Genomic DNA, 13,648 nt, shown 5'->3' with positions numbered 1-13,648 from the left:
CCTTCAGGGGATTTAGGGGTTTACGATCTGTCACGTCTTTGTAATCGTTTCTTCCAGGTTATAAATCGTCGAGACAATTCGCATCATAGCGGCCAGTTGCACCTTGTCCAGCGTTTTAGGAATAGGGTATTCGCCGACGGCCAGTGCTTTCTCGGCCTGCGATTTATTGAGGGTTTTCAGTTCCTTTTCGTAATACGTTCTCAGTACGTCGATTTCTTTCTCGCGCGGTTTTCGGCTCACAATCAGCCGGAACGCTTTGTCGATCTTATCGGGCATGGCACTTTTTTCCTCAAGCAGACGGGCCGCCAATACACGCGACGCTTCCAGTACCGTTGGGTCGTTGAGCATGACCAGCGCCTGCAGGGGCGTATTGGTTTTCAGTCGCCTGACTTCGCACAAATCGCGGTTGCTGGCATCGAAAATAGACATGGATGGCGGAGGAACGGTACGTTTGATGAGCGTGTACATACCGCGTCGGTAGAGCTTGGGACCGTGATCCTGCACATACATTGACAACAAACCCCGCCCCGACGTAGCGCCCTCCCACAGCCCCGGTGGCTGATAAGGCTTTACGCTCGGGCCGCCAATGGTTCGGTTGAGTAATCCGCTGCTGCTCAGTACCAGATCCCGCACAAATTCGGCATGTATCCGATAGCGCGGCCCGCGAGCCAGGTATTTGTTATCGGGGTCCGTCTGTAGTTTCTCCGGCATGACCACCGCCGACTGCCGGTACGTAGCCGACGTAACCATCTGTGTAACCAGGCGTTTGATATCCCAGCCGTGTTCCATAAAATCAACAGCCAGCCAGTCGAGCAATTCGGGATGCGATGGCAATTCGCCCTGCATTCCAAAATCGCCGGGCGTTTTTACGATGCCTCGTCCAAAAAATTCCTGCCACAACAGGTTGACGTACACCCGCGCTGTGAGTGGGTTCTTTTTATCAAACATCCACTTCGCCAGTCCTAAGCGGTTTTTGGGATAGCTTTCATTAAAGGGCAGAATGGCTGTGGGGGTACCGGGCTCTACCTCATCGCCCGGCGCATCGTACACGCCCCGTTTCAAAATAAATGTTTTGCGGGTGGTATCCAGATCGCCCATTACCGATACGATCAGTTTGTTGGTATCCCGCTTACTGACAAACGACAGAATATCCTTTACGTCCTCGTCGCAAATTTCCATCAGTGGCTTTTTGGCATACGTATCGGGCCCGCCAATCACCGACTCGATACCCACTTCCTTTACGTTGTTGAAAAACGCAAAAAGCTTGTAGTACTCTTTCTGCGAGAACGGGTCGTACTTATGATCGTGGCAATGCGCGCATTCCATCGTTACGCCCAGCAGCCCTTTTCCAAACAAATCCGTCCGGTCGGTTACATAGGAAATGCGATACTCTTCCGGAATGACGCCCCCTTCTTCGGTAATTTTATGATTTCGGTTGAAACCCGTTGCCAGCAATTGCTCCTTGTCGGGAGTGCCGGGACCGCCCCACCCTTTTGGACTCGCCAGAAAATCGCCTGCGAGCTGCCAGGTCACGAAATCATTGTATCGCATGTTCTTGTTGAAGGCATGAATCACCCAGTCGCGCCAGGGCCACTGAGTGCGGTAGCCATCATCCTGATACCCATGCGAATCCGCGTAGCGGGCCAGATCGAGCCAGTGGATAGCCATTTTTTCGCCGTAAGCCGGATTCTTAAGCAACTGATCGACTACCTTTTCGTAGGCATTGGCGCTTTTATCAGCCATGAACTGGTCCATCAGCGCCAGTCCCGGCGGCAAACCGGTCAGGTCCAGACTCAACCGTTTCAGTAGCCGTTCCTTGTCGGCTTCTTCATTGGGTGACAGCCCCTTTTGCTCCTGCTTTTGCAGAATGAAATAATCAATTTCGTTTTCCGGCCAGTCCTTTTTGTCGATTTCAGGGAGGACGGGCTTCTTCGGCGCCACAAACGCCCAGTGTTTTTCGTAGGTGGCCCCCTGTTTAATCCACTTTTCAATCAGCTTAATTTCGCGGGACGATAATTTCAGGCCCGAATTGACGGGAGGCATCAGCGTCGACGTATCCTTTGACGAGACCCGCAAAAACACTTCCGACAACTCAGGTTTCCCGGCCACCAGCGCATGAGCGGTTGGGTGTTCTTTCAGCGCTTTGAAGGCACTTTCGGGCATATCGAGCCGCAGACCGGCTTCCCGCTTGTTGGCATCGGGGCCGTGGCAGGCCAGGCATTTATCCGACAGAATGGGCCGGATATCGAAGTTATAACTAACCATATCCGGCAGTTTCTCATCGTCGGCCAGGCTGGTCGAATGGTTCGTACAGGCTTGCATAACCCACACAAGACCAGCGACCATGGCGATCAGATGTCGGAGTCTGACGAACGTATTGAATGGCTTTTTCATCGAAATGCTATAAACATTATTAAGCTCACCGATTAAACCTATAAGGTTTCAAAAACCTTATAGGTTTGTCAAACCAACAAGTCTAATACGGGTTTGCCTTTTCCATCCGGTGTCGTATAAAAGGGTCGTTTTTCTACTTCATACTGTGTGTCGGGCGCAATTCCGAGGGCATGGTAAATCGTTTGGTGAATCCCATCGATACGTACCGGATTTTCGATGGTTTTGCAGGGACGTTCATCGGCCGTTTTGCCATAAACAAACCCTTTTTTAATCCCTCCGCCAAACATCAGAATCGAGCAGCCGTCCGTAAAATGACGATGCATCCCGTAGAATTTCAAATCGGACAACACATCGGGCTGCTTGACCTGCTCCTGCACTTTGGCATCCGGGCGACCTTCCACCATCATATCCCGGCTGAACTCGCTGGCCAGAATGATCATGGTACGGTCCAGATGACCCGTTTTTTCTAAATCCAGAATCAACTGCGAAATGGGTCCATCGATCTGGCACTTCATATCTTCCAGCCGGGTATGTCCATTTTCATGCGTATCCCAACCCTTGAAGGGTTCATATTCCGTTGTTACGCTAATGAATCGCGCGCCCTGTTCGGTTAGCCGACGGGCGAGCAGGCAACCCAGCCCAAAGCGTCCGGTATTGTATCGTTCGTAAATATGGGCGGGTTCAGTACTTAGGTCAAACGCCTTTGCTTCCGGTGAATTCAACAGCCGGTACGCCTGCTCCATCGACCGACGTAGCGATTCTTTCTGGTAATCGCTGCCAAATTCTCCCACCGGGCTATTGCTGATCAACTCGTTATAAAGCTGATTCCGGCGTTCGAATCGACGCGCATCCATACCAATTGGTGGACGAACGCTCTCAAGTCCCTGACTCGGATCGGGGATAAAAAATGGTCCAAATTCATTCCCCAGAAAACCAGACGTATGAAAGGCTTTCAACTCCTCGGCCTCCCCTACCGTAAACCGCTGCCCGATGTCGATAAATGCTGGAATAACCGGATTTTTTGGCCCTAACTCCTTGGCAATCCAGGAGCCTATGTGTGGAGCCGCTACCGTTTGAGGTGGTTCGTAGCAGGTGTGCCAGTGATATTGATGGCGTGAGTGCAGAATGTGCCCCATATCGGCCGCTACGTACGAACGAATCAGCGTACCGCGGTCCATTACTTTCCCGATGGACTGAAGCCCTTCCGAAAAATGAATACCATCCAGCGCCGTGGGCATTGACTTGAACGTACTTAGTACCCGATTGCCTTCCATACCCGTTTCAAAGGGTGTATAGCGTTTGGGATCGAACGTTTCGGTGTGGGCCATACCACCAGCCATCCAGAGCAGAATAACCGTATCGGCCGTACCGCGTTTCCCGGCCAGTTTTGGCTTGTCTTTGTCAGCCCTTGTGCAGCCCGACAGCAAACCTGGGATAGGCGCGCCAGCCGCCAGGGCCGCCAGCGTAGCAGCACTTGTTTTCTGGAGAAACTCCCGTCTATTCCATCTGTTTATCATAGCGTTACGTTTTTTCTTACCCCCAACCCCCTGAAGGGGGCATTAATAGAGTGTATTTGGGCAAAGCCCCCTTCAGGGGTTGGGGGTACATTATCTCTAATAAATTAACTGAAATTCAGGGTGGAGGGCGATGGCCCAAACCAGATCTTCTATGCCTTCAACACTTGGTTGAGCGCCCACAATTTTCTGCGCAACCATCATCTCTTTGGGCAGTGGATCACGACCTAATGATTTTCGGTAAAGCTCCTTAACCAGCGCGTCCGACGAAGGATATTTCGTTTTCCAACGCTCAGCGCCCCGTTTCAGAGCTTCATTGAACGTAGTACCGTTTGTCAGTTCGAGCGCCTGCAACAGGTTGGCCTGAGAGGTGCGACTGGTGCTGACCGTTTCGCGGTTCGGTCGTCCAAGGGCCGTCAGGAAGGGATCGTTTTTCACGAGCGAAGCCCGCGGAAATATAATCTCTTTCTGCACCGTTTTTGGAAGCATCTTCACCACCGACGTATCCTGATAGATTGGGTTGAATGCCAGACTAACCGCATCGGCAAACTGCTCAGCCGTCAGCCGCCGACGAACCATTCCCTGAAAAACATACGTAGGCGCCGTGACCAGACCCGCATCTTTAATACCGACGGAGGGCAATTGGTACGTTTTGGACGTAGTGATGGTGTAAATCAGTTTTTTAATGTCGTAGCCATTCTGTACGAAATCATACGCCAGCCAATCCAGCAAATCCTGGCTCCATGGCTCGTTGTCCATCGCATCGACGGGCTCTACGATACCCCGCCCCATGAGCTGCGCCCAGACCCGGTTAACCAGTGTGCGATACAGACGGCCATCTTTAGGCTGCACCAGAAAATCAGCCAGTTCGCGCAGGCGTTTTTCCGTTGGCGCATCTACGCTGATGGTACCCAGCTCTTTATACAAAACACTACGTCCGGCCATTTTTCCGGTCGGTTTATCACAGCGGTTTATTTCCAGTGTACTATCCGCAAATACGTTCGCGAACGCATAGGCATCCGCCAGTTTCCAGTCGCTGATAAAGCTATCATGACACGAAGCACATTTGAGATTCAGACCAAGCAACACCTGCGCTACGTTCTGAGCCGCCTGCATTTCGGTTCGCTGACTCGAATTGATCGTTCCGCGCCATTTGATGCCTTTGATAAATCCGGCAGATTCCTTGTTGGGACTAATAAGCTCCCGCACAAACCAGTTGTAAGGCTTATTTTTCTTTAGCGATTCGTACAGCCATTTCGTAATGTCGTATCGGCCACCCGTTATATAGCCCGTACCTGTGTAGTCGTTACGTAGAGCATCGTTCCAGAACGTAAGCCAATGCTGTGCGTAATCGCCATTTCGGTTCAACAGTTCCTTTACCAAAACTTCCCGTTTGTCGGGCCGGGTATCGGCTTCAAATGCCTGAACGTTGGCCGGTGTGGGCAGCAATCCAACGATATCCAGATAAACCCGACGCATATAGGTCCGATCATCGACTACGCCTTTCCACTCAATTTTATTTTTGTGGAAATACACATTTACCAGTCGGTCAATCGGATTATTGATATCTACGGTTGGGGCGGGCAGCACGGGCAAACGGGGCTCCAGAGCGGCTACCCGATAAATGCTTTTTTCGGCCCCATTTGGCCAGGGCGCACCCGCTTTAATCCAGAACGACAGCAGCGCCACTTCTTTTTCGGTAAGCCGCTTGCCTTTGGTAGGCATGGCTTCTTTATCATCGGCGGGCAGCATAATACGTCGGATCATTTCGCTCTCCTCCGGATGGCCCGCTTTCAGAATAACACCATGTTTACCGCCTTTAAACACCAGTTCTTTTTTGTCCAGCCGCAGTTCGCCTTTCGTTTTTGTGGCGCTGTGACAGCTATAGCAGTTATGCGCCAGAATGGATCTGACCTCCACATTCAACTCCTGAATTTGTTTGGCATTGAGCGGCTGATTGGAGTTTAGGCTGGCAAAGGCAAAATTGCCAGTGTTGGAGCCCGGTCCTTTCGGCTCGTTGCCAAAAGGCAGCACGCTGGACAGATAATCCTCGCCGTGGGTGAGCAATGCCCCGTAATGTCCGGCCAGACTAACGCCAAAAACCGTCAGGATGAGCAGGGTCCGATATATCGGAATACGCCCGGAGCGCAGCGCCCATACCGTCAGGCAGGCCAGCAGTACGGTAGTCAGTCCAGCCCACTGGTGAATAGCCACGCCCTTACCGGCATAGTCTTCCTGATTGACAAGGATTAAGCCAAGTATGGCCGAAAATATGGCGCTAATGGCCCCGATCCAGAGCATGGCCGTAACCCCCGTTCTTAATTCTGTTGATTTACGATACCAGTCGATGGCTTCCAGCACTAATGCGATACAGAGTAAGCCGACCGGGAAGTGAACAAGTAAGGGGTGTAAGCGCCCTAAAAACTGCCAAAGCCAAAATGATTCTGCGAATATTGTCACTACGTATTGAAAGAGTTGGTTGTATGAATATTGCTTTCAAAGGATTTTTCAGCACGAATCTATGTCTGATAACGTCGACCCGTGCTGAAAAGTGCCTGTAAATGATTTACTTATCCCGTTTATTGGTATCCAGGATTCTGCGTTAGTTTATTGTTTATCAAAATCTGGGGTGCCGGAATCGGGAAAAAGTATTCATAATCGCTGTATACGTAATCCTGAGCGTTGAAGGCAATTCCTCCCCGATCGACGGTAGGCTTTGCTTTTTCTTTGGCCCCGTAGGCATTCATGAAAGCCGCCAGTTCAGCAGGGGTCATGGTACGTTTCAGATCGAACCAGCGGTGGTTTTCGAAAGCCAGCTCTACCCGTCGTTCTTTCAGGACCGCCGTTTTAAAAGCCGCCTTATCCAGTCCCGACAACTCTTTCAGGCCAGCGCGTGTACGTACCTGATTCAGGTAACCGAACGCTTCCGCCGTTGGCCCCGACTGCTCGTTAATGGCTTCGGCCATCATTAGCAGCACATCGGCGTAACGTAGTACGGGCCAGTTGTCGTCAGTACGTCCGGTAATGGTGTGGGTATGCGTAAATTTAATCACATACGGAATAGGAACCACCGTACCGTTGAGCGTATAACTGGTTTTTAATGAGGCATCCTTACGAAGGTCTCCGGGTTCATAAGCCGCAATCATGTCGTTGGTCGGAACGTTACGTCCGCCGGGCGTTGTGTTCGCAAATCCAGTTACGGCACCCGCCGAAAGCCGGGGCGCAAACGTATACGCAAACGTGCTCCATTCGCCCAGGTCATTCCCGCCCTGATACTGCACTTCGAAAATAGATTCGGGACCGTTTTTCTTTGCCGGGTTGAAATTATCGGCATACACCGGATTCAGGGAATAGCCCGTAACCTGTTTTAGCGTCGTTACGGCATCGGTATATTTTTTCTGGTTCAAATACACCTTGCCCAGCAACCCCAATGCGGCTCCTTTTGTAACCCGGCCTATCTGAGCGGCCGGATACGTAGTGGGCAGTAACGTAACGGCGTCTTTCAGATCTTTTTCAATCTGCGTCCATACGTCGGCCTGTGATGATCGCACCAGATCAAACGCCTGGTTGGGGCTTTGCAGGGTAGTTGTCACCAGTATTACGTCACCGAAATACTGAACCAGATGAAAGTAAAAATAGGCTCTCAGAAATTTAAGCTGCCCTTCAATCGGTCCTTTTACACTTGCGTCGAGCGTACTGGTGGCTAGCTTTTCCAGCGTATAATTGGTGTTATACAGGGCTGAGTAATACAGGTTCCACATGTTGGCAATTTCACCATTGCCCTGATTGACCGTCGAGAATTCAAAGGCTTCCCAGCCGGCGGCTCCCCCCGGTCGAGCGGATTGAAATCGAGCGTTGTGTTGTCCGACGGAAATTCCTGAAAGATGTAGGCCGAGTTCGTAATTGTCTGCAACTGACCATATACACCACTCAGCGCCTGCAAAAACTGCGTTTCATTTTTATAAAACAGATCGGTACCAATCCGGGTCGGGTCGGTAGCAACCAGATAATCCTCCTTGCACGAAAATTGAGTCAGGGAAAGAAGAAATGCACCTAAAACAGTTATTTTTTTCATGATCGGGATGATTAAAAGTTGAGTTTTATACCGGTGGCAAACGATCTGGGAACCGGATACGATTCGTCGTCATTATTCAGCTCAACCGAATTGGTATTTCTTACGCCAGCATCTGGATTGTTGCCGGGATACTTCGTGAAAATGAACAGGTTATTGCCGGTCACGAAAATGCGGGCATTGCTCAGGATGGACTTGAATTTAGGCAGGTTATAACCGATGGTTATGGTTTTTAGCCAGACGTAGCTGCCATCGTACACGTACCGATCACTGCTCTCACGCGACCATTTGAAATAGCTAGTGCCGCCCTGGGCATGAACATCCGTTGGGTTCGTGCCGGGGTTCGTAGCCGACCGCCAGCGATCTTTTGCTTTGTCGAGCACGTTGAATACACCATCCATGTTCATCGTTGAAGCTTCGATATTCCGGTAAATATCAAAATCCTGCTGCCCAAGGAACATGACATTGAAATCGAACTTTTTGTAATCACCGGCAAATGTCCAGGCCCAGGTAAACGCCGGATTCGGGTTACCAATTTCGACCATGTCCTGCGTATCGTAGGAAATAACGCCGTCGCCATTGGTATCGGCAAACTTCATACCGCCGGGTATGACGCCGTCCTGTTTGGGTGCCGCATCAATTTCGGCCTGCGTATTGAAAATACCCAGTTTTTTGTACCCATAAATCATCCCAATCGGCCGACCCACTTTCTGTACGTTGTAGCCCCCGTAGAAACTACCGTAATACAGCGCGTCGTTAGCACCCTTGATGGCCAGAATCTTGTTGCGGTTAAAGCTGATATTGGCATTGGTTCGGAAGTTGAACTGACCAAAATTGGTACGGTACTCGGCGCCAATTTCAAATCCGTGGTTTTCAACTTTACCAATGTTGTCCAGGGCCGTAGTGAAGCCCGACACCGCCGGTATGGAAACCGGCAGCAGCATATCGTTGGTAATCTTGTTGTAGTATTCGAGATTGAAAATCAGCTTGTTATTAAACAAGGCCAGGTCCAGCCCGATATCCAGCTGATTCGACTTTTCCCATTTCAGGTTTGAGTTGGCGAATGAGCTGACAATTTTACCAGCCGAAAACGCATTGCCCAGTATATAATTGCTGGCACCAACGAAGGCCAGACTCGGATAGTTGCCAATCGTCTGGAAGTCGTTGTTACCCGTTACGCCCCAGCTTGCCCGAAGTTTAAGGTCGCTGAGCCAGGCTGTTTTGGGCATGAAGGGTTCTTCGGTAAGGCGCCAGCCAATCGAGGCAGCGGGAAAATCGCCATACTTGTTATTGGCGCCAAACCGCGAACTGCCCTCACGCCGGAAAGAGGCTGAAAACAGGTATTTATCTTTATACGAATAATTGACCCGGCTCAAAAAGGCTAATAAGGACCACCCGTATTCGTAGGACGTAGCGGACCGGATCGAGGCCGACCCCAGGTAAGGAACCAGGTCATCCGGGTACGTATTCCCATTACCCGTAAACCCACGGACTTTCTCCTGCTGGGCGGTGTACCCTACCAGCGCATCAAAGCTGTGATTGGTGCCCAGTTGAGTCCGGTACGTCAGCAGTTGATCGAGGGCATAGTTGGTAAGCTCTTCCGTATTGTCGGTTTCGGTGGCAATGCGGGGTGGTGCCCCTGCCGTACCCGATGCCACCGGTAAACCAATGGTAGACGGTACGTATTCTTTGTACGTATTGTTGTTCAGTTTTACGTTTGCGGAGGTTCTGAACTTGAAATTTTTCAGAAAAGACAGCTCGATGAAGCCGTTCGTCAACAGATCAGCGATGTTGCGTTTGCGGTAAACGTTTTCCAGAACAAACAAGGGGTTAGGAAAACCAAACACGCCATCGACCCCATTGATGTACGGTATCAGCGAACCATCGGCATTGTAAGGCGTAGCGCGCGGGTCCATCAGCAGAGCCCCACCCACCAAGGCGCTACGTCCGTCGGTATTCGCCAGATTCTGCCGGGTATAGGTACCGTTGATATTCAGCCCGATGTTGATGAACTTGTTGATCTGCCCACCCAGATTGGAACGTACCGATATCCGGTCGTAATTCGTTTTTTTTATAATCCCTTCTTCCTTGTAATACCCAACCGACAAGAGCGCCTTAATCGGTCCCGCCCCCGACGATACGGTCATATTCAGATCGGAATAGGGGGCATTGTCGTGCATGATCAGGTCAAACCAGTTGGTCGAATACTTGGTCTGCTCCGGAAACCGGTAGCCAATTGGCACTTCGCTTTCGGCGGGCTCCCGATTCTGCAGAATCCTTATCTGATCCATGAAAATGTCTTTCTTGAACTGAGCAAATTCAACCCCGTTCAGCATGGTTACGCGTCTGGACCTCGGCACGCTCTGAATCCCGTAATCGAGTGACAGATTGACGTTTACTTTTCCCTCTTTTGCCTGTTTGGTGGTGATGAGCACAACCCCGTTTGAACCTCTGGCGCCGTAAATAGCGGTAGAAGCTGCGTCTTTCAGAACCGTTACGTTCTCAATATCATTTGGATTGAGGTTTTGCCCTACAGACGTACCAACCGTAAACCCGTCGATAACATATAGCGGATTACTACCAGCCCCCAGAGAGCCTATACCCCGCACCCGCACTTCGAAAGCGCCACCAGGCGTACCGCTTTTTTGCTTGACAACAACGCCGGGTGCCCGCCCCTGTAGAATCTGGTTCGGGTTGTTGGCGGGTTGTTCGCCAATGTCACGCATATTAATGACGGATACCGCGGACGTAATGTCCTGTTTCCGTTGCGAACCATACCCGACGACCACGACTTCACTCAGAGTCTGATCATCAGGCGACAGGGCGATGGTTATCGTCGTTTTACTGCCAACCACCACTTCCTGTTTTACGTAACCTACAAAGCTGAAAACGAGTATAGCGTTGGCATTCGGTACCGAAATTTTGAATCCGCCGTCGCTGTCGGTTGTCGTTCCCTGTGTCGACCCTTTCACCACGACGCTAACGCCTGGCAGTGTAACCCCCTTATCATCAGTAACTTTACCGGATACGGCGATATCCGTTGGCGCAACATTTACGAACTGTTTTTCTGGTTTCGGAGCGAGGGAAGCGAGTAGTGATTTCTCGGCTGATGTCGTTCCTCTGGGGAGGGTTGTTCTCAGCTCCTGAGCTAATCCGGAAAAGGAGCACGCTACTGAACATAGCGCGACTGCCAGATAAAGTTTTTTCATAAAATTTGGAAAGAGGTAAGGATTAGGAACAGAATCTATAGACTATGTTAAAGCCTACCGATTAATCAAATATTAATACAAGAGTTTCATCAACTTTCCCACACCTTCCCATATTTGGCATTATTTCGATAATTTTCTTAGGTTTTTCTATACAATGGTTACAACATGCTTTTTCCTGCTGTAAAAAAAGAACCCGCCAATTGAGAGCGGGTTCGGCGGAAAATCAGTAGTAGTCTGTTGCGGCTTTACTTTATGTTTAATCCTGAATAAAGTTTTAGAATATGCTTTACCACATTAAAATAAACGATTACTCAAACACACCGAAATACCAGCAGATTTACAACTCAATCGTAGAAGGCATTGAAAATCGGGATATTTTACCGGGTGATAAACTACCGTCTATCCATGAGTTATGCGCTGAATTCGATGTGTCGAAAGGCACGATTGAGCGAGCGTATGAACTGCTTAAGGAGAAAGAAATTATTGGGGCCGTTAAGGGGAAAGGCTTTTACATCAACTATACGCCGACGGGCCACAATCTGAAGATATTCCTGTTGTTCAACAAGTTAAGCGTTCACAAAAAAATCATTTATGATTCCTTTGTCGAGCTGCTTGGCCCAACGGTAGCCATCGACTTTTTTATTTATAACAACGATTTCCGTCTGTTTCGGGATCTGATTCAGCGACAGGCCCGGAATCATACCCACTACGTTATTATCGGTCATTTTTTTGAAGGGGGCGAAAAGGCGGATGAACTGATTAATAGCCTGCCCAAACACAAACTGGTTATCCTGGATAAGCTCGTCGACGGAATAACCGGCAATTATGCGGCTGTTTTTCAAAATTTTGAGAAGGACTTGTATCAGGCGCTGACCGAAGCACTGCCTCTCTTACGGAAGTACAAAACGCTCAGCATCCTGTTTCCTTCCTATACCTATCACCCAAAGGCGATTCTGAACGGTTATTATAAATTCTGCTACGAACACGGATTCCAGACGCGCGTCATTCATAATATTGAAAATGAGGCTATTGAACCTCAGCAGGCGTATATCAATCTGATGGAGGAAGATCTGGTTGAGTTGATTAAGCAGATCAAAAAGACATCTTACGTATTAGGTCAGGAGGTAGGCATCCTGTCGTACAACGATACGCCCCTGAAAGAATTTCTGCTGGAGGGAATCACAGTTATGTCAACCGATTTTGCGCAGATGGGCCGAACAGCCGCTCAACTAGTACTAAATGGCAGCGTCGAGCACGTAGAGAATCCGTTCCGGCTGATTGTTCGAAAATCCCTCTGAACCGTATGGACGGCTCCGCAGGGCCGTCCATACGGTTCAGAACTAATAGCGAACGACTTTAAACCGGGAGATGCCACCGTCGAAACGGATGAGCATTTTCTTTGAGGATGCGTCGTAGCCGGGACTCACATACTCACCGCCCCCTACGTTCGTAAAGTCGTCCAGTTGCTCTACGTTCAGCGCACCGTCTTTTTTAATCCGGCAGCCCACCTCTTTAGGAACGTGTACCGTAACTGAAGCGGCTCCTACGTCGAGTTTTATGTCGGCCTGGTCGACTTTGGCACCAAGCTTCAGATCGAGGTCGGCAGCACCGGCACCAAGTTTCAGACTTTTTACGGCGTAGGCGCTCAAATCCAGGTCACCCTGCCCGGCCCCGAGTGCTACGTCCATTGTCCATATCGGTTTGTCGTTCAGGTGTATATCCATCCGATTTTCAAAGTCGCCATCTTTTAAGTCAATGTGCTGATGCTCATCCTTCGGCTTCAACTCAATGGTTGGAATATGCGTGGCCGGATCGCGGTCGACAGACATGGAATACATTCCTACCGTCTGCCGGGCATCTGCTTTTATTAACTCACTCGTTGGATTGCTGATGATGAACCGGCCCGCTCCGCCCGACAGTTTCAGCACAGCCTCATGTGTGCTGGCATCCATTGTTTCGGTGAACGTATTGGTTTGAACCCGGCCGCTTTCGGCATTCCGGCGCTCGCGCTCATGCTGATAATCGTCGTCATTATCCTCCTCATCCCCGTTGTCATCGTCGTTATCATTACGATCACCGTAGGAATTATCGCCATTGTCATCGTCGTCATCGTCATGATTCCAGCGCATGTGAAATCCATCGCGGTCCCGGTCGTGGTGGCGGTTGAAAAATCCAAATAATGTCGCCGGAATGGCAACAGCCAGCATCACCGTAGTAACAAACGCAATCGGGTTTCCGCGTCGCTCCAGAATGAGATTCACACCGGCCAGTATCAGCAGAACCGGCCATAAATTCACCAGTGAGTGCCAATCGACATCGAGCCACCCCGCCCGGCGTGCCAGAAAAAGCACACCCAGTGTTAGCAGAAAAATCCCCCAGAACAATCCATTTCTTCGTTGCATGACAAGTAAAGGTTATGTATGAGGCAGGCTATAACGTGTTAAAATCTATAGCCTGCT

Annotated in this window: 8 protein-coding genes; 1 reads left to right on the top strand and 7 read right to left on the bottom strand. The window is 50.1% G+C overall.

The genetic code is table 11. The features are described 5' to 3' along the window. Positions 1–30 precede the first annotated feature (30 nt). The 6 genes from LN737_RS13410 to LN737_RS13385 form a co-directional block, all read right to left on the bottom strand. Positions 31–2,394, bottom strand: a complete 2,364-nt coding sequence (locus LN737_RS13410; RefSeq protein ID WP_405519613.1) for a PSD1 and planctomycete cytochrome C domain-containing protein — start codon at positions 2,392–2,394, stop codon at positions 31–33. Positions 2,395–2,462: 68 nt separating this feature from the next. After that, complete coding sequence (locus LN737_RS13405) at positions 2,463–3,911, bottom strand: DUF1501 domain-containing protein (RefSeq protein ID WP_405519611.1); 1,449 nt, start codon at positions 3,909–3,911, stop codon at positions 2,463–2,465. Between the two features lie 96 nt (positions 3,912–4,007). Next, positions 4,008–6,368: a DUF1549 domain-containing protein gene (locus LN737_RS13400; protein ID WP_405519610.1), complete on the bottom strand. Its 2,361-nt coding sequence runs from the start codon at positions 6,366–6,368 to the stop codon at positions 4,008–4,010. 119 nt (positions 6,369–6,487) lie between these two features. Continuing rightward, complete coding sequence (locus LN737_RS13395) at positions 6,488–7,669, bottom strand: RagB/SusD family nutrient uptake outer membrane protein (protein WP_405519608.1); 1,182 nt, start codon at positions 7,667–7,669, stop codon at positions 6,488–6,490. Further along, positions 7,612–7,983, bottom strand: a complete 372-nt coding sequence (locus LN737_RS13390) for a hypothetical protein (RefSeq protein ID WP_405519606.1) — start codon at positions 7,981–7,983, stop codon at positions 7,612–7,614. Before LN737_RS13390 ends, LN737_RS13395 begins: the two co-directional genes overlap by 58 nt. An 11-nt stretch (positions 7,984–7,994) precedes the next feature. Next, on the bottom strand, positions 7,995–11,189 hold the full coding sequence (locus LN737_RS13385; protein ID WP_405519604.1) for a TonB-dependent receptor: 3,195 nt from the start codon (positions 11,187–11,189) through the stop codon (positions 7,995–7,997). A 281-nt stretch (positions 11,190–11,470) separates the two neighbouring features. Here LN737_RS13385 and LN737_RS13380 point away from each other — a divergent pair, with 281 nt between their 5' ends. Continuing rightward, positions 11,471–12,487, top strand: coding sequence for a GntR family transcriptional regulator (locus LN737_RS13380; RefSeq protein WP_405519602.1), 1,017 nt, complete (start codon positions 11,471–11,473; stop codon positions 12,485–12,487). A gap of 42 nt (positions 12,488–12,529) precedes the next feature. Here LN737_RS13380 and LN737_RS13375 read toward each other — a convergent pair whose 3' ends face one another. After that, positions 12,530–13,591 (bottom strand): LiaI-LiaF-like domain-containing protein, encoded by a 1,062-nt coding sequence (locus tag LN737_RS13375; protein WP_405519600.1) that lies wholly within the window; start codon positions 13,589–13,591, stop codon positions 12,530–12,532. Between the last annotated feature and the right edge of the window lie 57 nt (positions 13,592–13,648).

Source organism: Spirosoma sp. KNUC1025, from assembly GCF_045160025.1.
GTDB lineage: Bacteria > Bacteroidota > Bacteroidia > Cytophagales > Spirosomataceae > Spirosoma.
Note: the sequence above shows the minus strand (reverse complement) of the source record. Positions and strands in the feature narration are given on the sequence as shown.